Annotated in this window: 15 protein-coding genes and 2 pseudogenes; 8 read left to right on the top strand and 9 right to left on the bottom strand. The window is 63.3% G+C overall.

The features are described from left to right. Positions 1–6: 6 nt before the first annotated feature. The 9 genes and pseudogenes from BLT81_RS11880 to BLT81_RS11840 all read right to left on the bottom strand — a co-directional run bounded on the left by BLT81_RS11880 (position 7) and on the right by BLT81_RS11840 (position 10,438). Positions 7–492: a hypothetical protein gene (locus tag BLT81_RS11880; RefSeq protein WP_019194800.1), complete on the bottom strand. Its 486-nt coding sequence runs from the start codon at positions 490–492 to the stop codon at positions 7–9. Continuing rightward, positions 492–2,423: an alpha/beta hydrolase-fold protein gene (locus BLT81_RS11875; protein ID WP_019194801.1), complete on the bottom strand. Its 1,932-nt coding sequence runs from the start codon at positions 2,421–2,423 to the stop codon at positions 492–494. Before BLT81_RS11875 ends, BLT81_RS11880 begins: the two co-directional genes overlap by 1 nt. A 134-nt stretch (positions 2,424–2,557) precedes the next feature. After that, a complete protein-coding gene (locus BLT81_RS11870; protein ID WP_019194802.1) occupies positions 2,558–3,391 on the bottom strand; it encodes an SDR family oxidoreductase in 834 nt (277 codons plus the stop codon). Positions 3,392–3,398: 7 nt separating this feature from the next. Next, positions 3,399–4,358, bottom strand: a complete 960-nt coding sequence (locus BLT81_RS11865; protein ID WP_081582999.1) for an alpha/beta hydrolase — start codon at positions 4,356–4,358, stop codon at positions 3,399–3,401. A 123-nt stretch (positions 4,359–4,481) separates the two neighbouring features. After that, positions 4,482–6,305: a hypothetical protein gene (locus tag BLT81_RS11860; RefSeq protein ID WP_040421718.1), complete on the bottom strand. Its 1,824-nt coding sequence runs from the start codon at positions 6,303–6,305 to the stop codon at positions 4,482–4,484. Between the two features lie 10 nt (positions 6,306–6,315). Further along, positions 6,316–7,299 (bottom strand): decaprenyl-phosphate phosphoribosyltransferase, encoded by a 984-nt coding sequence (locus BLT81_RS11855; RefSeq protein ID WP_019194805.1) that lies wholly within the window; start codon positions 7,297–7,299, stop codon positions 6,316–6,318. Beyond that, entirely contained in the window at positions 7,296–7,799 is a 504-nt protein-coding gene (locus BLT81_RS11850) for a phosphatase PAP2 family protein (protein ID WP_019194806.1), read from the bottom strand. Before BLT81_RS11850 ends, BLT81_RS11855 begins: the two co-directional genes overlap by 4 nt. Next, positions 7,786–9,695 (bottom strand): annotated as a pseudogene (locus BLT81_RS11845) (glycosyltransferase). The gene BLT81_RS11850 and the pseudogene BLT81_RS11845 overlap by 14 nt, the downstream one beginning before the upstream one ends. Positions 9,696–9,856: 161 nt before the next feature. Next, positions 9,857–10,438, bottom strand: coding sequence for a TetR/AcrR family transcriptional regulator (locus BLT81_RS11840; RefSeq protein WP_019194808.1), 582 nt, complete (start codon positions 10,436–10,438; stop codon positions 9,857–9,859). Between the two features lie 73 nt (positions 10,439–10,511). On the opposite strand from BLT81_RS11840, the gene BLT81_RS11835 reads away from it, so the two are divergent. From BLT81_RS11835 to BLT81_RS12870, 8 genes and pseudogenes are all read left to right on the top strand, one after another. Then, entirely contained in the window at positions 10,512–11,201 is a 690-nt protein-coding gene (locus BLT81_RS11835) for a GAP family protein (protein ID WP_019194809.1), read from the top strand. 100 nt (positions 11,202–11,301) lie between these two features. Continuing rightward, on the top strand, positions 11,302–11,619 hold the full coding sequence (locus BLT81_RS11830) for a hypothetical protein (RefSeq protein ID WP_019194810.1): 318 nt from the start codon (positions 11,302–11,304) through the stop codon (positions 11,617–11,619). Between the two features lie 442 nt (positions 11,620–12,061). Next, positions 12,062–12,286: a hypothetical protein gene (locus BLT81_RS12985; RefSeq protein WP_083337287.1), complete on the top strand. Its 225-nt coding sequence runs from the start codon at positions 12,062–12,064 to the stop codon at positions 12,284–12,286. A gap of 10 nt (positions 12,287–12,296) precedes the next feature. Beyond that, positions 12,297–13,883: a class I SAM-dependent DNA methyltransferase gene (locus BLT81_RS11820; RefSeq protein ID WP_019194812.1), complete on the top strand. Its 1,587-nt coding sequence runs from the start codon at positions 12,297–12,299 to the stop codon at positions 13,881–13,883. A gap of 244 nt (positions 13,884–14,127) precedes the next feature. Beyond that, positions 14,128–15,382: pseudogene (locus BLT81_RS11815) on the top strand (IS3 family transposase). A gap of 1 nt (position 15,383) precedes the next feature. Continuing rightward, positions 15,384–16,556, top strand: coding sequence for a restriction endonuclease subunit S (locus BLT81_RS11810; RefSeq protein WP_331712322.1), 1,173 nt, complete (start codon positions 15,384–15,386; stop codon positions 16,554–16,556). A 4-nt stretch (positions 16,557–16,560) separates the two neighbouring features. Then, positions 16,561–19,737: a type I restriction endonuclease subunit R gene (locus BLT81_RS11805; RefSeq protein WP_019194814.1), complete on the top strand. Its 3,177-nt coding sequence runs from the start codon at positions 16,561–16,563 to the stop codon at positions 19,735–19,737. 155 nt (positions 19,738–19,892) lie between these two features. After that, on the top strand, positions 19,893–20,753 hold the full coding sequence (locus tag BLT81_RS12870; RefSeq protein WP_155860869.1) for an abortive infection family protein: 861 nt from the start codon (positions 19,893–19,895) through the stop codon (positions 20,751–20,753). The last annotated feature ends 14 nt before the right edge of the window (positions 20,754–20,767 follow it).

The raw sequence follows: 20,767 nt of genomic DNA, 5'->3' as shown, positions 1-20,767 counted from the left end.
ATCTCCTTAGCAGAGGTGTGCGTGCGCGGTCTCTTCGATGAGCGTTGCTAGGTCAGCGGGGTCAAGGTTGGTGCGCCGCTGCTCCACAAGCTGGCCGGCGACCGCGTCACGCGTGACGTTTGTACCCGCGCAGAGGCTATGCCCCGTTGCTGTGAGCTGGTCTTCAACTCCCTCGACGTTCACTCCGTTGTTTCTGATTTCATCCAGGAAGCGCTCTTCTTCGGCGGTGTAGCTCGGCCCGGCGGGCGGGACGGACTCCACCTCACGGGCGGGCCGCTCGCCGTCGGCGGGCGGTTCCTCAGACGCCGCCGTCGTGGTCGCACTCTCCGTCGTCGTTGTGGCGCTTTCCGGCGTCGTCGCTGTGGCGCTTTCCGACGTCGTCTCCTCCGTGGTCTCGTCGGTGCTCTCGACCGTCGCGGAGCCGCAGCCGGAGAGCGCAAGGCAGGAGGCGACGAGCGCGGCGAGCACCCCGCTGGTTGCCGTGAGACGCATTAGCGCCTCTTTTCTCGCACGGTGCCGTTGACCTGCTCAAGGGTGCCGCGCTGGAAGTCGATGGTGAGCCCGCCGGCGGGAATCTCCTTCATGTCGGAGACCGGCCAGCCAAGGCGGCCCTGCTCGTAGCCCTCCTTGCCCCAGGCATCGAAGATCTCGCCGTAGTAGATGGCGTGGGCGCCGGATTCGGGCGACCAGTAGATGTTGCCCTTCTCAAACTCCTGGAAGAAGCCGCCCCGGATTGCGCGTTCGTTGCCCTTCGGGTAGCCGAGGCCGGAGGCCGCGGTGTTCATCTCGCCGTACTTGGCACCGATCGCGCCGTGGACGATGTAGTGGCCGCCGTCGTTCGGGTTGCGGGTGAGGAAGCCGTTCTCGAACTGCTGCACGAAGCCGCCGTTGATGCTCTGGGCCTCCGCCACTGGGTACTTCAGGTGGCCGTTCTCGTAGCCGTGGGTGCCCCAAGCCTTGAACATGTCACCCGGGATGGCGTAGGCGCCGGTCTCCGGGGTCCAGTAGATCGAGCCGTGTTCGAAGTGAACGAAGCGCCCGCGCTTGTCCGGCGTGGGTGTCTCTCCGGTGGTGGGGAAGCCCAGCCATCCAGCCGGGCCGCCGAGGCCGTTGTACTTGGCCAGGATCGCGCCGAAGAGGGCGTGCGCGCCGGTTGTCGGCGACCAGAACGCCTGCCCGCCGCGGAAGTCCTGTGCCTTGCCGCCGTTGGCCACGTCGTACTCGTTGTTCACGCAGGAGCCAATCACGCCGGACTTCGTGGTCTCCGCAATCGCGCCGATCGGGGCGCAGTCAGCGCCGCGGCCCTCGCGGGGGACCTCCAGCGCGTCGGCGATGTAGGGCCACGCCTGCGTCATCTCGAACTGCCAGTACTCCCACGAGTGGACGCCGGAGGGGCGGAACATCACGATGGGCTTGACGTTGGTGCGCGAGGCGTAGTCGACGAAGGTCTGGGTGGACAGGCGGGAGATGATCTCCAGGCCCGTGCCCGCGAGGTTTGCCGCGCCGCGGGCCACGGAGTTCGGGTCGCCGAAGTCGTCGCGGCCGGAGCCGGAGGAGACGTAGACGGTCATGCCCTGGAGGTTTTCGATGCCGAGCTTCGGGTCGTGGTCGATCCAGTCCTGGGAGCCGGGCGGGCCCCACATCGCATCGGAGTTGTAGCCGCCCGCATCCATCTGCGCCGCCTTGATGGCCGTCGGCATGCCGGTCGTCGTGGTGTCGAGGTAGCCGGAGAAGGACCCGACGAAGTCGAACAGGTGCGGGTTGCGCTCCGCGAGGTTCACCGCGGCGGTGCCGCCCATGGAGATGCCCACGACGGCACGCTTGCCATTCGAGCGGAAGTGGTTCGTCATGATCGGGACGAGCTCCTTGGTGAGGAAACTCTCCCACTTGTAGTTCTTGCCGTTGTTCGGGCGCTGCCAGTCGGCGTAGAAGGAGGACTCGCCGCCCACGGGCAGAACCACGTTGACGTTCTTATCCGCGTAGAACTGCTCGATGTTGGTCTCGATGGTCCAGCCGTTTTCGTCGTCTCGGGCGCGCAGGCCGTCAAGGGCCCACACCTCCGGGAACGTCGCCTTCGGGTTCTGGTGCCAGTCGCGGGCGAGCAGGATCTGCACCTGCATGAGCTGCTCCGGCATGGCGGCGGACTTAACGAACACCGCGACGCGGCGGTTGGTCAGCCACTCGATGCGGTCGACGGAGACCCCCTCGGGCAGGCCCGGGATCTGCGGGTTCTCGTCAACCTCAATCGGGGTCCGCTTCGGCGGGTCCTTCGGCCGGATGTTGTCCGAGAGGCTGCCCCCCTGGGAGCTGAAGGGGAGGGCGCTCTGCGCCATCGCGGGGGCGGCACCGACGCCGAGGGCAATCGCCGTCGGGAGTGCAGCCGCGACGAGCCACGTGCGACGCGGGGAACGGTAATCTCGCATGGTTATCCTGCCTTTTCTGTGAGGTCGCGTTGAGCATCCTGCGTATGCAGGCTCCGGGAGTTCCCCTCTCCCGGGGCCGGTCTACGTTCGGACGTATCGGCGTACAGCGTCGTGTCGTTACACTACACGATATATTAAGTCTTACTTGAGACTTTAACGCGCGACACGCCCTTTAGGCCATGTTTCCTGGCAACGATCCACAGCATCGCCTCCCGCGGCAGCAGCCGCGCCAGCGGAAACACCACCCGCGCGAAGGAACCGCGCGCGTAGAAGGCCCGCGGCCGCGCCGCCCGGACCGGCTTCATGATCTCCCGCGCCACCCGGTCCGCACTGATCCCGCCCTCTTCGGCGGCGTTCAGGCGGGTCACCATCGTCTCAAACTCCGCCGCGTAGGGCCCATGCTTATCGACGTATTCCGTGCGCCTCGCCGAAATTCCCGTCGCGATGGAACCCGGCTCCACCACGGCGACCCACACGCCGTGCGGCGCGAGCTCGCGGCGCGCGGCAAGACCAAAACCCTTGATCGCCGCCTTGGAGGCGACGTAGCTCGACCGGTAGGCCAGCGGAAGGCTGCCGAGCATCGAGCCGACCATGACGATGCGCCCCCGCCCCGCCGCCCTCATCGCCGGCACCAACCGCTGCGTGAGGTCGACGTGCCCGAGGACATTGACCTGGAAGAGGCGCTCGAGTGCCTCGCGCGGCAGCTCCTCGAAGGGCCCCGACTGGGACTCGCCGGCGTTGTTCACCAGCACCTCGGGCACCCCACGCGCGAGGATCTCGGCGGCGCAGCGCCTGATCGACTCCGGGTCGCCCAGATCCAGGGCCACGTAGCTCACGCCCGGCAGCGGGTCCGCAAGCGAGGCGGGGTCGCGGGTCGTGCCAATGACGGTGAAGTGCTCCGCCAAGCGCAACGCCGTCGCCCGGCCAATCCCTGAGGTTGCACCGGTGACGACGGCGAGCGGTTTCATGGCGCGATTACCAGGCGTTCATCACGTCCAGGACGCGAGGCTTCGTGGCCTCCATCTGGCCGCCGAACTGGTCCCAGTTGTGCAGGCCGGTCGGCGTGTACACCTCGGTGAAGTTCAGGCCGGTGGCGCGCGCCTTGAGCGCCCACACGCGGGTGGTGAGGTTAGCGTAGGCCTCGAGCGCGATCCCGGACGCCTGGTGCTCCGGCTTGTACTTCTGATCGGCCGGGCCCGGGACGGCGGAGCCGGCGGAGACGTACACGTCGCTGTTGCGCAGGCCCTCCATGTTAAGGAAGGGGTCGTTCTCGAAACGGCGCGGGTTGATCACGGAGCCGTACATGGCGTTGATGTTGTACAGGCCGCCGTCGAGAAGCGCGAGGCGCAGTGCGGTCTGGCCCCCGGGCAGCGTCGTGGTCAGGTAGCCGGAGAAGGACAGCACCTGGCGGAACTGGTCGTTGTGCTTGGCGGCCAGGTTCATCGCGGCGGTCGCGCCCATGGACAGACCGAGGATCGAGTTGTTGTTGCGGGCCACGCCGAAGTGGCGCTCCAGGTACGCCGGCAGCTCCTCGGTGAGGAAGGTTTCCCACTTGTAGATGACCGGGTTCTCGAAGTCGTAGGTCGCCGGCGCCTGCCAGTCGGCGTAGAAGGAGCTCGCGCCGCCGACCGGCATGACCAGGGTGATGTTGTGGTCGACGTAGGTCGCGGCCGCGTTGACGTCGTTGACCCAGGCGCTGGTGGTGTCTTGAGCGCGCAGGCCGTCGAGCATGTACAGCGCCGCGTTACCGCCGCGCTTCGCCGGCTGGATCTGGACCGGGATGGTGCGGCCCATCGCCTCCGACCAGACGTCGCAGCGCTGGACCCAGTAGGCCACGCCCGGGTCCCAGATGCAGGTGCCGGTCGCGTCCGGGCGCAGCCAGTCGCGGTGCGCCGCCGAGGCGTTCGGCGCGGTGGCGACGAGGCCGAGCGCCATGCCCAGCGTGACAAGCGCGGCGATCAGCGCGCGCTTGATGGTTCCTGTCGCGTTCACAATGCCCCCTCAAGGTTGTTGGCAGAAGAAATCTTGGTAGACGTTATCAATTCGTTGCTTTTTAATCTAGTCGGCGTGTCGCGGCCACACCACGCGGGCTCCCTCGCGCCCGACGTCATCGCCGGATTCGATGCGCCGCAGTGTCGCCTCGTCGAGGTACACCGACGGGTCGTCGCTGAGCTCGAGCGTGCGACCGCCCTGAAGGGCATATCGCAGGTTGTGCATAAAACGTTTCGCGGACATCGGCTCGCGTGACGACGCCAGAAGGTCCGCGATCTCCGGCGAGCGCAGCGCCGCCCTGGCCTGCATCGCCGTCGTCCGATCCACCCACTCCGGCAGGGTGTCGAGGTCCATGCCGGTGTCCGCCACCTGCCACTCCAGCGGCAGGTGCTTGTCGTGGCCGACGCGCCCGTCTGGGTCCCGCGGCATCCGCGCGCCCAGCGGCGTGGCCAGGCCCACGGTGTCGAGGACGCGGACGTCGAGCCCGGCGTTCATCCCGGTCATGCCCAGGTTGATGAGGTAGACGGTGAGCGGCTGATCTTCCAAGTCGGAGTCCTGCCCCGGGAAGCGCGGCCGGAAGAACCAGGCGTAGGTCTCGGGGTCGTCGTTCGTCCTGGCCAGGATCATCTGGGCGGCGTCGTTCGCGCGCGCCTCCTCGATCGCGTCGGACCAGTTGCCCATGAGTTTCGAGGAGAGGAAGTCCTCGGCGTAGAGCGGCGGGTCTCCCGGGTCGCGCTGCACGGCCATGGTCCAGAACTCGCGCTCGTCCACCACGCCGAGCTCGTCGGCCGTGCGCTCTTCCAGGTCGTCCGGCAGCGGGTGGGCGCGGACGATGACCACACCCGCCCACGCCACGGCCGCCGCGGCCGCCGCGGCGGTGAGCGGGCGTGCGGGCACCGCCATGAGCGGCAGCAGCAGGGCGAACAGGGGCAGCAACAGCATCCGCCCGTGCATGAAGTCGCCGCCGACGCGCGTGACGTAGAGGACGTGCACGAGGGCGCAGCCGACGACGAGGGCGACGATGGTGAGGCGGCGGCCGTGGGCGTCGTGAAGCAACCATGCCCCGATGGCGACGGCGACCAGAAGCGGGGCCCACAACGCGTAGGGCGCGATGAAGTCCCAAACGTAGGCGGCGCCCTGGCCCCACTCAGCGTCGGACGCGGACTTCGCCACCGCCGTGTGCGGGGTGAGCAGGCCGTAGTACCCCATGCGGAAGACCTGGTAGGCGGCCGGGATCGGGAGCGCGGCCGCGAGGATGCCCGGGGCCTTACGCGGGGCGTGCGCGAGCAGGACGAGGCCGGTGATGCCGCCGTAGAGCGCGAGCTCAGGGCGCACCAACCAGGACAGACCGCACCAGAAGGCGAGCCAGTAGCCCACCGGCGCCTTCGCGCGGCGCCCGCCGGGCATCGCCCACGCCACGAGCAGGGCCCACCACCCGGCGATCCACGCGAGGCTAAGCCCCCATTCCAGGCCGGAGGTGGCAAAATCGCGCGCCGGCGGCAGCGCGAAGTACAGGATGACGCCGAAGGGCAGCAGGACGGTCGCGCTCCCCCAGAAGCGGCCCGCCGCGAGGGTCGCCCCCACCGCCGCGGCGACCGACAGCAGCAGCGCGAGCCACATGGCCACGTCCTCGAGCCGCGCTCCCGTGAGCCAGCCGAAGGCTGTGATGAGGTACTGCCACAGCGTCGAGGTGTTTGCCTCCACCCGCTCGCCCGCGTTGAACACGGGGCCGTTGCCCTCCAGGAGGTTGCGCACAGTGCGCAGGACGATGAGGCCGTCGTCGCTCATCCAGCGCCGCTGCCACCCGCCGACTAACGCGAAAAGGCCCGCGGCCGCCGCCGCGACAAGCAGCGACAGTCGGGCGTTGGGGGCCGTTCCCGTTGGTGTCACCCTGGGAAGTTTACTGGGTCAGCGTCGGAACAATGTAGACAGCCATCACGATGCAGAACACCCACAACAGGGCGAGCGCCTGCAGGACGCGGTCCTCGAGCGCGATCTCGTCCGGGGCGCCGCCCTTGCCGCCGTCGACCTCCGCGGCGTAGCGCAGGATAGCGATGACGAAGGGCACCATCGAAATCTGGTACCAGATCGCGGCCGGGCCCTCGACGAGGGAGGACTGCTGGAAGCCCCACAGGGCGTAGGACATAACGACGGCGGTGGCGGACAGCGTCCACACAAACCGCAGGTAGGTCGCGGTGTAGCCCTCGAGAGCCTTGCGGATCTTCGCACCCGTTTCCTCCGCCAGCAACAGCTCGGCGTAGCGCTTGCCGGAGGCCATGAACAGAGAGCCGAACGCGGCGACGAGCAGGAACCACTGCGACAGGTCGATGCCCGCCGCCACGCCGCCGGCCATCGTGCGCAGCATGAAGCCCGAGGACACCAGCGCGATGTCGATGACCGGGATGTGCTTCCAGCCGAAGCAGTAGCCGAGCTGCAGCGCGATGTACACGCCGATGACGACGGCCAGCGAGACACCGTCCGTGGCCAGCAGCGACAGCCCCACCGCGGCGAGGATGAGCACGACGGCCATCGTGTAGGCCACGTTGATCGGCAGCATGCCCGAGGCGATCGGGCGGAAGCGCTTCGTCGGGTGCTGGCGGTCCGACTCGACGTCGCGGGCGTCGTTGACCAGGTAGATCGACGACGCGCCGAGGCAGAACACCACGAAGGCCAGGGCGACGTCGAGCGCGGTGCGGGCGGTGAAGGCCTCGGCGCCGGCCGCGAGCGGGGCGGCCAGCACGAGGACGTTTTTCACCCACTGCTTGGGGCGCAGCCCCTTGACCATCGCGTCCGGCAGGTTCTTCGGCGGAACACGCTTGCGGACGTCGTCGATGCCCTCGGTGTGGGGTTCGGACTTCAGCAGTGGCTCGTGCGGTTCGCTCACCTGGTCTCCTTCTCCGCCTTGATCGTTGCTGAGGCAACACCCGCGCCGAGGAGGGCGCCCGCGAGGGTGTCCGTCGGGTAATGCACGCCAAGCACCATACGCGACAGCATCATCACCGGAACAGCGACGTACGGCAGCTTCGAGCCCGTGATGTCCGCCAGGTGCACCGCCGCGGCGGCGGTATTCGTCGCGTGCGAGGACGGAAAGCTCAGCTGGGACGGTGTTTTCACCCCTACCTTCACGCGTTCGTCGTTGGGCCGGGGCCGGCGGACTATGCGCTTGATCACCACGGAGGCCGCGTGCGCCGCGAAGGTCCCGGCCGCCAAGGCTGCCCACTGCCGGCGCCGCTGCTTATCGACGGCCACCCCAGCGCCGCCCACAGCCAACCAGCCCAGGTCGTGTTCGCCGAAGTGGCTCAGGGTGCGCGCCGCCTTCGTCACCGCGGGCGTGAACAGGGTGGACTGGACCGCGACGAGGAGGTCACTCTCACGCTTGCTCATCGAAGATCCTTCCCCAGTTGTCGTGGCTGGTCAGCTCGGGTTTCGCCGCACGGTAGGCGGCCTGCAGCTCGGGCCAGCGCTCCTTGATCTGGGCGTGGAGTTTCTTGGTCTGCGCCAGGAGGTCGTCGCTAAGCTGCTTGTCCCTCTTGCGGAAGGCCACGCCCGTGCCGCCGGCGGTGGAGACGGTGGCGGAGTCGACGCGGGCGAGGGTGAACCAGCGGGCCTCGTCGGCTGTGAGGTTGAGCTGCGGGGCCTGCCAGTGGGCGCGGTCCTCGTCCGTGAGCTGGTGGCGCAGCGCCTTGATCGCCCACGGGATCTTCTTGATCTTGGCCAGGCGCCCGCCGATGTTGGCGGTGGGCACACCCGGCGCGCCGGTCGGCGCCGGCAGGTCCGCCGCCGAGGGAATGACCTGGGCGTCCGAGAAGTCCTTGCGCACCTCCTGGATACGCGGCAGGCTCGACTCGAGGATGTCGAAGAGCCGGTCAGGGCCGGCCAGGAAGTCCTTCATGGCCTCCACCTGGATCGCCATGGTGGAGTACTCCATGCACATGATGTGCTTGTAGGTGGACTTCAGCATGTTCTTGAGGATGCCCTCTGGGCCCTCGCCTTCGTGGTACATCGCTGCGACGATGAGGCGGTTGCGCAGGTGGAAGTAGGCCTGCCAGTCGATGGCGTCGTCCTTGTCCGCCCAGGCCATGTGCCAAATGGCCACGCCGGGCCACGTCACCGTGGGAAAGCCCGCGGCCTTGGCGCGCAGCGCGTACTCGGTGTCGTCCCACTTGATAAACAGGGGCAGGGGCAAGCCCAGCTGCTCCGCGACGACGCGGGGGAACAGGTTCATCCACCAGCCGTTGTAGTCCACGTCGACGCGGCGGTGCAGCGCGCGCGAGGTGGTCTTGCGCGGGTCGAGCTGCTCCTCGCGCGTGCCCAGGTAGCCGAGCGGGTACGTGGCAAAGTCATGGTCGTAGACCGCGTGGGGGCCGCGCCCCACATGAACGTGTGCGGGTCGACCGCTTCGCCGGTCGTGCGCAGCTGGGCGCGGTCCTGCAGGTTGAGCATCTGGCCGCCGACGAGGATGGGGCTTTTCGCGTAGCGGGCGGCCTGGACGGCCCGCAGGATGGAGTCGGGCTCGATGGCGATGTCGTCGTCCATGAACAGGATGAACGGGGCGTCCGTGTTGTTCACGCCCTCGTACATGATGCGGGAGTAGCCGCCGGAGCCGCCCAGGTTGCCCTGCTGGAAAATCTGCAGCTTACCGTCCAGTTTCTCCTCGGCTTCGGCGAAGTCCGGTTCGTCGGCCGGGTGCTGGGTGCCCTGGTCGGGCATGAGCACATGCGTGATCGCCTCGAGCACGACAGGGTCCTCGGACAGGGCGTGCAGCGCGTTGACCGCGTCGCGCGGGCGGTTGAAGGTGGGGATGCCCACGGCCACCTGCTTCGGCTGTGGGGGGACCTCGGTGCCGTCGGGCATGATCTGCGCCTGCGGGAGGCGGTCGGCGAACCAGCCGGCGTTATCCACGGTGACCTCGCTGCCGGCGGTGACGTCGAACCACAGCCAGCCGCCGTCCTCGAAGTTGCGCAGCTCCAGTGGGATCTCCACGTGCTCATCGGCCGCTTCGACGCTGACCACGCTGATGCGCACGCCGTCGTGCTTCGAGCGGTACACCGAAATCGTGGCCGCGCCTTCGACGTCGAGGGCGAGGACAACGCGATCGAGCTGCGACCAGCGACGCCAGTAGGACGCCGGGAAGGCGTTGAAGTACGTCTGGAATGACACCTCCGCACCCGCAGGCACGGTCAGCGTGGTGCGCTCCGACCAGCGCAGACGCTCCTTGTTCTGCTCCGCCTCGATCAGGTAGAGCATCCGGACGTCGTGCGGTTCGCCCTTGCGGGGCATCAAAACACGCGCAAGCGCACGATCAGCCTGGGCGGCGTTCGAGGTCTTTTCCACAAGTCTCACTTTCCGTTTCCGGCTCTTTCGGTCCGGCACTGAAACATTCGTGATTAAGCGTAACGGTTCGGACACGGATTCCTCGACCGGCTCGCGGTTGGGTGGGGTTAGCCGGCGAAGAGGAGGCGCAGGCCTTCGCGGAGGTCGGCTAAGATGCGGTCGGCCTCCGCTTCGGAAACACGCAGGTTATCCAGGGCGAGGCCGTTGACGAGCGCGGTAACAAGGCGTGCCTTGCGTTTTGCTTCTTCCTCGCGTTCCTCGCCACCGAGCGCAAGGACGATGCGGTTCTGGAAGTCTTCCAGCACCTCCGTATAGAGCTTCGCAATCCAGACCCGGGTCGCAGAGGCGGAGCCGTAGGTGACCCAGATTGCGGCGTCTTCGGAACGCACACCTCCGATCGGGAGGAGCTCGGCAAGCCTCGCCACCCAGGTTTCAAGCCTGCCTCCCCGTTCTGGAACTGCCATTACTCGCTCTCCCTGGCGTTGGATGGAGCGGATGAACGCGTGCGCCAGCAGGGTGTCCTTGTTCGGAGCGTGATATTGCACCGAGCCGGCGGCGAACCCGGATTCCTTCGCCACCTCCCGCACGCTCACGGCATCGAGCCCCCGCGACGCAATGATGCGGATAGTGGCGTCGGCAATCGCCGCGGCCGATTCTGAAAACTGATGGTCCAGGGAAAAGTCATTCATGGTTGCAAGCCAGTCTAGAGTACCGTACGTTCGTAAGACGTAGTACGTCCGTACGAGAGAATTGGAGCAACCTATGAGCTCGGTCATCCCCGTTATTGGCTTAGCGCTGCTCGACAGCCTGAGCCTGGGCACCCTAGTTATTCCCCTTGCGCTCATCGTCCACTGGCGTGCCGTTCGAGTACCGGCACTTACCGCGTACTTGTTCACCGTCGCGCTGGTCTACTTCCTCCTCGGACTTGGGATGCTCCTCGGGTTCGCAGGACTCGGCTCGGTCGCAGAACGCGTCACGCAGACCGACATCTTCCCGTGGATCACGCTCACGCTGGGCGCGGCCCTTGCGGTCTTCGGCATCTTCGGCCCCGACCCCACAAAGCCCGAACCCGGGCAGCTGCCGAAACGCGCAACCGGAGCCACAAGCAGTCTGCCAAGGATGGTCGCCCTGGGCCTCGGCGCATCCCTTACCGAGGCGGCGACGATGCTGCCGTACATCGCAGCGATGGGCATCATCGGCAGCTGGGATATCCCATCCGTGGCAAAGGCCGGGGCAGTGGGTATCTACTGCCTCATTATGATCGTGCCAACAGTTCTCCTCGCTACCTTGGCACTGCTGTTCGGCCAGAAGTTTTTCCCGCGGCTCGAGCGCCTTATCCCCCGCCTCGAGTACGAGGCAAAAGTGACGCTTCTCTGGATCGCCGCCATCGTCGGCATTTACATGGTGGCCCGCAGCGTTGCGACGATCCGCGGCGACCTTCCTGCTCTGTGAGTTTTACCGTCTTAAACGACCTCCATCTCGGCCCGGCTACGGTGCCCCCATTTGTTTTCCTCGGCCCCACCGCCTTCGTGTCTCTGGAATACTCAGCCCCATGAACAACACAGGCAATTCCTCGGGCCGCAACTACGCCGCCGCCGTGGCGTTGATCGTGGTGGCCGTCCTGTCCTTTGCGTTCCTGTCCGGGCCGACGGCCGTGTTCACCGGCGTCGCCGCCGCGGTCGCGGGCGCAGTGTTTCTGGTCATGGGCATCCAGGCCGCCAACGACCGCCACCTCGACACGCTCGAGCGTGACCTTTACGGCCCGCCGGAGTCCACCGGATACCTAGCCCGCGAGATCGACTGGGACGGGGATTTCCGCCGCGAGTTCGGCGGGGGCGACACCGGCGGCGCGCCGGAGGCACGTCGATAAGCAACTGCGAAACGGAGTCTCCACCAGAAACACGTTAAATGTCCCGTCCCCCGGATGAGCTGAAAAACGTCGTGCGCGAGGTCTGCGTCGACGCCTTCGACCTGTCCACCACAGGTGTGCTTCTAAAGGACTTCTTCAGTTTCCGGATGCTGCGAGAACCTTGCAGGGCAAGTGGAGAACGGTATGCGCATGTGAGTGCACTACCGGGCAAGAAAGTGCCGAAGCCCCCGAAGATACAGGCTCCGCCGCAGCCGGGGACGCCGCTCCCGCATTCGTAGACAACTACGAAGCCAGCGATGTTCTCCGCCCCGGCGGCATCCTAATGCCACGAGTCGGAGAGCTTCCAGCCCGGGCGCACCAGGACGACGGCAAGACCTGGGTCCCAGCAGACTCCCTCTTCGTTTCCCACCCCTCCTAGGATGAATACGACCCAGATTTCAACGTGGCGTGGCTCAATGCTCCGGTAAACATCGATGCCGTCGGCAGGGTTCCGCGGCACCTGCCGGTTGCCCGCATTGCCATCCCGGGGCTCTATAGCGGGCAGCGCGCCGTAGATACGGAGACTCACCGATCCCTCGACAACGCCCGCACGGCGGCGCGCCAGCTCGAGTGTGAAGCCGAACACGCGAGCGACGCCCTGCTCAATCTCGTCTTCTCCGGAAAGTAGGCTCCCAACTATGACTCCCACCCCCGTCAAAGAGTTCCAGGACACCTTGTGGAAGGCCGCCGATAAGCTGCGCGGCTCCATGGATGCCTCGCAATACAAAGACATCGTCCTCGGACTCGTGTTTCTCAAGTACGTCACCGATGCCTTCGATGCACGCCGCCAAGAGCTCCAAGCCGAGCTCGAAGAGGAAGGTGCCACCGAGGAGGAGATCCTAGAGGAGCTCGAGGACCGCGACGCCTACCTGGAAAAGAACGTCTTCTGGGTCGCGCCTGCTGCTCGCTGGGACTTTCTGCAGCGCCACTCCAAGGGCAAGACCGAGGAGGCTGGCGGCGAGTTCAGGGCGATAGGCAAGCTTATCGACGAAGCCGCGGAAACCCTCATGGCCGACAACCCCACCCTCGAGGGCACGCTGCCGCACAACTACAACAGCGAAAGCGTGGACCAGCGCCGCCTCGGCGAGCTCGTCGACCTCTTTAGCACCACCCGGTTCACGGCCGAAGGCCCGGAGCGGGCCCGCGACCTGCTGGGGGAAGTCTACGAGTACTTCCTCGCTCGCTTCGCTTCCGCAGAAGGCAAGCGCGGCGGCGAGTTCTACACCCCTCGCCCGGTGGTTCGCACGCTCGTGGAAATCCTCGAGCCGACGGAGGGCCGCGTCTACGACCCGTGCTGCGGTTCCGGCGGCATGTTCGTTCAGGCGGAGAAGTTCCTGGACGCGCACGACAAGGATCCGTCCGCAATCGCGATATACGGCCAGGAGCTCAACGAGCGCACGTGGCGCATGGCCCGCATGAACCTCGCTATCCACGCACTGAGCGCGAAGGGCCTTGGTGAGCGCTGGGGCGACACCTTCGCCCGTGACATCCACCCCGGCGTGGAGATGGACTACGTGCTGGCCAACCCGCCGTTCAACATCAAGGACTGGGTCCGCAACACCGACGACAAGCGTTGGGTCTACGGGGTACCACCGGAGAAGAACGCGAACTTCGGCTGGATGCAGCACATCATTTCCAAGCTCGGACCACGGGGCGAGGCGGGTGTGGTGATGGCCAACGGCACCATGACCTCGAACACCTCAGGCGAGGGCGAGATCCGCAAGAACATGCTCGAAGACGACATTGTCTCCTGCGTGATCACGCTGCCTTCCCAGCTCTTCCGCGGCACGCAGATCCCGGTGTGTGTGTGGTTCTTTGCCAAGAACAAGGGCGCAGGCTCGAAGGGTTCCGTGGACCGTCGCGGGCAGTTCTTGCTTATCGACGCCCGCACCCTCGGCCACATGATCGACCGCACCGAGCGCGCCTTCTCCGACGAGGACATCCAGAAGATCGCGAACACGTTCCGCACCTGGCGCGGACGCGAATCTGCCGAAGGTGAGTACGAAGACGTCCCCGGCTTCTGCAAATCGGTATCGCTCGAAGAGATCCGCGAGGCAAACTACGCGCTCACCCCGGGCCGTTACGTCGGCTTCGCCGAAACCGAGGAGGACGACGAACCGATCGACGAGAAGATCGCGCGGCTCACTGCTGAGCTCACTGCGGCGCTGGATGAATCGGCCCGTCTCGACGCGATCGTTCGGGAACAGTTGGGGAGGTTGGGATAGTGGAAATGGTTAAGATCGGTGAGATCGCGGAAATTCATCACGGATATGCTTTTCCCAGCTCAGGATTCGTCGACGCTGAAACCCCCTATTACTGAACTGCTCCCCATTAGTTGGACTGAGAAATCAGTTGCTAACAACTAGTGGGGAGCATGTTCTTTGAGAGCACGTAGTTCGCTGAGTGAAGTTCAGCGTGAGCAGTTAGTCGACCTTTTCGAGCAGGGAATGGGTTCCCACGCCGCTTCTCGTGTTGTCGGTGTCTCGAGGGATGCAGCGCGCTGCCTCTATCGCCGTTTCCAACTACGTGGCAGGCTATGTCTCGTGGAGAAACCGAACAAGCAGCGCTACTCCTTCGAGACGAAGAAGGAGGTTGTGGAACGTCATCTGGCCGGTGAGTCGAAGATGGATCTTGCCCGAAAGTTCAATCTTTCATCCGACCAACTCGTCAAGGACTGGGTGATTAAGTGGCGCAAAGGCGGCGACGAGGCTCTGCGCCCGAAGCCGAAGGGCAGGCCGAAAGGTTCAGGCAAACCGAAGGTGCTTTCTGAGGAAGAAAAGCTTCGCTGCCAGGTTGAACGGCTGGAAGCGGAAATCGCCTACTTAAAAAAATTGCGGGACTTGAGGAACCAGGGACACGCCTAAAAGCCCAGGCGATCGTCATCCTCAAGTCACACCACCGCTTGGAGTACCTCCTGGATGCGGCCGGTATGGCACGCTCGACATTCTTCTACCACCAGAAACGACTCACCGCACCGGATAAACATGCCGAGCTCAAACAGGCGATCCGGGACAGTTTTAAGCGCAACAAACACCGCTACGGCTACCGGCGGGTACTGCTCGACCTTCGTAACCAAGGTTGGATAGTCAACCACAAACTTGTCTTAAAGCTCATGCGTGAGATGGGCTTGAAAGCCAAGATCCGCCAGCGCAGGCCCTACATCTCCTACACAGGCACAACCAGTCACATCGCCGAGAACACACTCGAGCGCAACTTCACCCCGGATAAACCCAACTCTGTTTTCGTCAGCGACGTCACCGAGTTCAAGGTCGCCGGCCGCAAGGTGTATCTCTCACCGGTGATGGACCTGTTCGACCGCGCAATCGTCGCCCACACAGTGGCCACATCGCCAACCACAGCCTTGACCTCGGCCTCGTTGGCGCAGGCGATCGAAGCGTGTGCTCCAAAGCCGGGCTGGATGATCCACACCGATCAAGGATTCCAATACCAGCACTCATCCTGGCGCACCCTGATTAGCCAGCACCATGGAGTCCAGTCAATGTCACGCAAAGGCAATTGCTACGACAACGCAGTCATGGAGAACTTCTTCGGCCACCTGAAAACCGAAATGTTCCACGGAGAAGTCTTCGACACCATCGAGCAATTCACCGCCGCGGTCGACGAGTACATCCAGTGGTACAACACGCAACGACTCCAACAACGACTCAAGGGCCTGACCCCGATGCAATACCGGAATCAGACCCTTGAAACCCTAACCGCCTAGAATTAAACCAGTCCAACTTTCGGGGGCCAGTTCATACCTACTAACTCCAGGGAATTTTTCGCCCAACGGTGGCTTTCAGGAGGGCAAACCTCGGTTCTTCGACGGCCCGATCAGATCAGACTTCGTCCTCGAACCAGGAGAGATTCTCATCTCGATGACTGATTTGAGTAGGAACATAGACACCCTTGGGTCGCCCATGATTGTTCCGGAGCACGACCGATGGAAATATCTGCATAACCAGCGGCTTGGTAAGCTTGTAGTCAAATCCGAGAACGTCGACCCCTCGTGGTTGTATCACAGGTTGCGCATGGCAGATTACCGGCACTATATTGCCGCAACCTCCACCGGAACAACTGTTCATCACACTTCCCCCAGCACGATCTCGGAGTTCGAGTTTCGATTGCCCCCGATGCCAATACAAAGCGTCATTGGCCGCTTACTTCGCGTCCTCGACGACAAGATCGCGGCGAATTCTCACACAGTTAAGATGGCCCTTCAGCTCCAACTCGCGGTTTGGCAAACACACACCGAGAACGCAGATCTGATCCCGCTTGTCGAAGTGGCCGGACCGGTTTTGGGAGGCACTCCGCCGCGTAAAGACGAAGCCAGTTGGAACGGGGGTCACAAGTGGGCTTCCGTTGCCGATATAACCGCAAGTCCAAGATCCCACCTACTGACTACTGTCGAAACGATTTCGGATGTGGCTGCGAAAAAGAAGCGGTTTTCGCCCTTGCCTGCAGGGTCCGTCTTGCTGTCAGCTCGCGGCACCGTTGGACGCGTAGTTTCGATAGTAGGTCCAACATCATTCAACCAATCGGCTTACGGGTTCGAGGCTAAGCCAGGATTCGATGCTGCACTCCGTCTAGCTGTCATGTCGGCGGTTAAAGAATTGCGGGCCAAATCCCACGGGTCGGTTTTCTCTACAATTACGAAAACACAAATACAGGAAGCCTTAGTTCCGTCTGTATTCAGTGATCACGCGCAGCCCCTCCACCGAAAGCTCAACACTTTGGAGGACTTGATTGTCGCGCTCGAGAGAGAGAACCTTATCCTCGCCAAAACCCGCGATGAGCTGCTTCCGCTCCTCATGAGTGGAAAGATCACTGTGAAGGAAGCGGAGCAGGAAGCCACCGCTGCTGGCCCGGATATTGCAGGTGAGGAGAGCGAGGCATAACACCATGGTCTACAGCGAGGCAGCATTCGAAGTCGACGCGCTCGACTTGCTCGGCGATCTCGAGTGGAAACCAGTCAACGGCAAAGAACTCGCTCCCGGCAGCGGTGAGCGCGACAGTTGGCGCGAAATCGTGCTGCGTGGTCGCCTCCTCAACGCTCTGCGCAACCTCAACCCCGACGTACCGGACGAGTATTTGCAGCAAGCGATGGCTGAGGTGGTTACTGCGCAGTCGCAGAGCGCTATCGCTGAGAACCGCCGTCTGCACGAGATCTTGGTCGAGGGGTACCGCGGCATCGAGTATTACGACCCCAACGGGAAGCGTCAGAACCCGACCATCACCTTCTTTTCCCGCGACCCGTCCAAAAACGACTACATCGCAGCCAACCAGATCACCATCCGGAATCTGGACAAGGAGCGACGGTTTGACGTTGTGCTGTATGTCAACGGGATGCCGCTAGCGATCATCGAGTTGAAACAGTCCGGTTCAACGGCCACCGTCGAAAATGCGTTCAACCAGCTCCGAACCTACGTTGAAGAATTCCCGATGGCGTTCCGCTTCGCCAACATCGTCGTAGCCTCCGATGGCATCGATGCCATCTACGGCACGCCATTCACCCCGCGCGAGCACATGAGCACATGGCGTGTCGACGATGACGGGGAACCATTTGAACAAGGTCCCCTCGTCATCGTTGACGGCGAGCAGATGACCGAGTTCGACATGCTCATGTGGGGCCTGTTCAACGTAGAGCGCTTCGGCCAGATCTTCGTGGATTTCACCGCGTTCGATGAAATCGACGGGGAACTACGCATGCGTGTTGCTAAACCACACCAGTACTTCGCCGTGACCAAGGCTGCTGGCAGAACCATCCAAGCCGCCCGCAGCGATAAAAAAGCAGGCGTGGTGTGGCACACCACCGGCTCCGGTAAGTCCATGGAAATGGAGATGTACACCGCGAAGATCATGCGCGACTCGCGCTTGGATTCACCGACCGTTGTTGTGCTGAATGACCGCAATGAGCTGGACAAGCAGCTTTTTGACACATTTTCGGTCTCAACCCTGCTGCCCGAAGATCCAATTCACATTTCAAGCCGAGAAGACTTGCGCGAGCAGCTGAGTCAGCGCCGATCCGGTGGAATCTACTTTGCCACCCTGCAGAAATTTGGTCTGCAGGGTGCGAAGGAGGAACGCGAGCTGCAACACCCGGTGCTCTCAGAACGCCACAACATCGTGGTGATTTCGGATGAAGCGCACCGATCCCACTACGGCTTCGGTGACACGAACGCGGACGGCTACGCTCATCACCTGCGCAAAGCGCTGCCAAACGCCACCATGATCGCGTTCACCGGCACCCCGATTGACGAGTGGGACCGGAACACCCGCGAGGTCTTCGGCGGGGAGATCGACGTTTACGACATGAACCGCGCGGTGGCGGACGGCGCGGTGGTTCCGGTCTACTTCGAGCCGCGGTTGATCCCGCTTGAACGCATCCAAGGGATCACCGATGACGAGATCGATGACGCAGCTGCGAACATTCTCGCGGACATCGACGACGAAGATCGAGAGAAAGCGCAACGCTCCGTCGCGGTGCTGAATACCGTCTACGGTTCTGACCAGCGCCTGAGCACTCTTGCGCAGGATTTTGTGCGCCACTGGGAGGACCGCCGAGAGAACATGCGTCAGTTCATTGGCGGGCCCGGTAAGGCGATGATCGTGGTGCAAACCCGCGACATAGCAGCCAACCTGTACGAGAAGATCATCGAACTACGGCCGGATTGGCACGACGATGACGATCTCAAAGGCAAGCTTAAGGTCATCTACTCAGGTGCCGCCTCTGACCCGTCGCATCTGCAGAAGCACGTCCGCAACCAAAGCCGGATGGATGCGATCAAGGACCGGATGAAAGATGCCGGTGACGAACTCGAAATCGCCATCGTGCAAGGCATGATGCTCACCGGGTTCGACGCTCCCCCGCTGCACACGCTCTATCTGGACCGGCCACTGAAAAGCGCGCTGCTCATGCAGACGCTCGCCCGCGTGAACCGCAAGTTCCGCCAAAAGGAAAGCGGTCTGCTGGTGGCGTACGCCCCGCTCATCGACAATCTTCAGGCGGCTATCGCGGAATTCACCAAGAGCTCGTCGGGCGAGGATGAGAAGGTGATCGGCCAGAACATCGAGGAAGCGTTGGTGATCGTCCGCGAATTCGTCGATAAGCTCAACGCCCTCGCTGGCGAAGAATGGCGCGAGCTCGAAGCCGCTGGCCAGCAGCGCAAGGCCCGCCTGCAGTTGTTGGCAAAGCTGCGCGACCCGCAGACGGTGGATGAGAACGGGCGCTACCCGCTAGCGAAAGAGTTCAACGCGAATGCGGGCAAGCTTGCCAGGGCGTGGGCGCTGGCATCTGGCAGCCCGAACGCCACTGACGTGCGCAGTGACGTCCGCTTCTACTCAGACGTGCGCAACCAGCTGATCAAGATGGAGGCAGCGGATCGTCGTGCAAACGGGGAGCCGCTGAGCGACGAGATCCTCACCCTACTGAGCCAACTCGTTGTCGATTCCACAGCGTCCTCGCAGGTGATCGACGTCTACGACGAAGTAGGCCGGGAACTGCCTAACCTGCAGGAGTTGAACATCGAGGCACTCAATCTCAAGTCCAGGGACGAATCCGAGACCGCATTGCTTATCGACGCCCTCCGGCGCGACCTCCTCCAAGAATCCCGCAACGCCACCGGAAATAACGAGGTACGAGCCAAGCAGTTCTCCGAGCGCATCCGCGAGCTGATGAACCGGTACACCAACCAGCAACTCACCTCGGCGGAAGTGATCGCCGAACTTATCGAGCTGTCCAAGGAGATCGTCGCGGAGAGCAACCGCGGCGAGCAGTTCAGCCCACCCTTAAGCAACGACGAGCTCGCGTTCTACGACGTGATGGCCACCAACGGGTCTGCCGGCGAAGCGCTCGAAGACGACGTTCTAGCGCAGATCGCGCGCGAACTGGTGGCTGCCCTTCGACGCGACGCGAAAACGGACTGGACGGTACGCGACGACGTGCGCGCCAAGCTGCGCCGCTCCATCAAAACCCTCTTGCGCAAGCACAAGTACCCGCCGGAACAGCGCAACGAAGCCGTCGTGCTCGTGCTCGAGCAAATGGAGCGTTTTGCACCACGGTGGTCGGAGGCAGCGTAATGACAACAATGCTGCTCAAGTATCGCGAAGTCGATTTCGAACGCCCTCAGCATTTCGACGATAGCAATTAGGAGGGACTGCTTTTGGAACGGCAACGGTTCGATAGATCAGTTCTAGCGGAGGATTTAGGGGATGTAGTCGGATCTCTCAAGACGATGATTGAAAGCATCTCCAAAACAGTTCTGGAACTAGGAGGGGAATCCCCGAACAACAAAACGACATTTCCTGTAGTTTTTCAATCAGCGCACGCCAAACTGCTCGATCAATCGATTGAGGGGCACAACGTTAAGGGGCCCTCCAGAAATGTCCTTGAGCAGGCAAGGAAGATGTTTCTTTCCTTAGACGAGATACGAAACCAATCTGGCTCTGGGCACGGCCGAACTATCTTGCCCGACATTAAGCCCGACACAGTTGAGGTTCTTTCCGCAATTGCCTTTTCATGGATTCACTGGGCGCTTCCACGTATCGACAAATTCGCAGAAGGTCGGCCTGATGTTCTTATCAGGGATTTGATAGTGATAAACAACACTTTCACCCGTGGGCTGCTGGTCAATCGGCTGTTGGACGCCAACCTCGACAAGCTCGGGCCACAGCAGCAGAGAGAGATTGGACTTGCGGTCGCAAGACGCGGCATGCAGGGAACGTTCGTAGTTTGGGGCGATGGTGTCGAAGATTGTGCGAGATCCGACTCAATCAAGGACTGGCCAGTCGGTTATCGCGAGGGTGTCTTTCAAGGTCTTTACACCGACAAATTCGGCAATCTTCATGCAGATCCATCCTCGATTCTGGCCAGCCTGCGGGTCATTGATCCCATCCCAGACATCGAGGAACTCGTGAAAGAAACAGTAGAAGCGTGTAAAGCCTCGGTACCCCTTCACCCCGAACGAGCATGGGACGACCTCGTCACGAGACAACGCCTGGATGCAGCCTTCCAACAGCAGATTGAACACCGAAATGCTGAGGAAGCTGAGCAGCTGCGGCAGCTAAAGGCCACACTTGGGTTACCTCCCTTCTAACGTGCGGTGCGCCG

The organism is Corynebacterium timonense, from assembly GCF_900105305.1.
Taxonomy (GTDB): domain Bacteria; phylum Actinomycetota; class Actinomycetes; order Mycobacteriales; family Mycobacteriaceae; genus Corynebacterium; species Corynebacterium timonense.
The sequence above is the reverse complement of the archived record's forward strand: the minus strand, read 5'-3'. Positions and strand labels throughout refer to the sequence as shown.

Excerpts from the sequence above, each read along its gene's own strand:
- BLT81_RS11865 (WP_081582999.1), bottom strand. The coding sequence starts at position 4,358 with ATGGCGCTCGGCCTCGTCGCCACCGCGCCGAACGCCTCGGCGGCGCAC.
- BLT81_RS11805 (WP_019194814.1), top strand. The coding sequence starts at position 16,561 with ATGGTCTACAGCGAGGCAGCATTCGAAGTCGACGCGCTCGACTTGCTC.
- BLT81_RS11850 (WP_019194806.1), bottom strand. The coding sequence starts at position 7,799 with ATGAGCAAGCGTGAGAGTGACCTCCTCGTCGCGGTCCAGTCCACCCTG.
- BLT81_RS11820 (WP_019194812.1), top strand. The coding sequence starts at position 12,297 with ATGACTCCCACCCCCGTCAAAGAGTTCCAGGACACCTTGTGGAAGGCC.
- BLT81_RS11835 (WP_019194809.1), top strand. The coding sequence starts at position 10,512 with ATGAGCTCGGTCATCCCCGTTATTGGCTTAGCGCTGCTCGACAGCCTG.
- BLT81_RS11875 (WP_019194801.1), bottom strand. The coding sequence starts at position 2,423 with ATGCGAGATTACCGTTCCCCGCGTCGCACGTGGCTCGTCGCGGCTGCA.
- BLT81_RS11870 (WP_019194802.1), bottom strand. The coding sequence starts at position 3,391 with ATGAAACCGCTCGCCGTCGTCACCGGTGCAACCTCAGGGATTGGCCGG.
- BLT81_RS11830 (WP_019194810.1), top strand. The coding sequence starts at position 11,302 with ATGAACAACACAGGCAATTCCTCGGGCCGCAACTACGCCGCCGCCGTG.
- BLT81_RS12870 (WP_155860869.1), top strand. The coding sequence starts at position 19,893 with ATGATTGAAAGCATCTCCAAAACAGTTCTGGAACTAGGAGGGGAATCC.
- BLT81_RS11840 (WP_019194808.1), bottom strand. The coding sequence starts at position 10,438 with ATGAATGACTTTTCCCTGGACCATCAGTTTTCAGAATCGGCCGCGGCG.
- BLT81_RS11880 (WP_019194800.1), bottom strand. The coding sequence starts at position 492 with ATGCGTCTCACGGCAACCAGCGGGGTGCTCGCCGCGCTCGTCGCCTCC.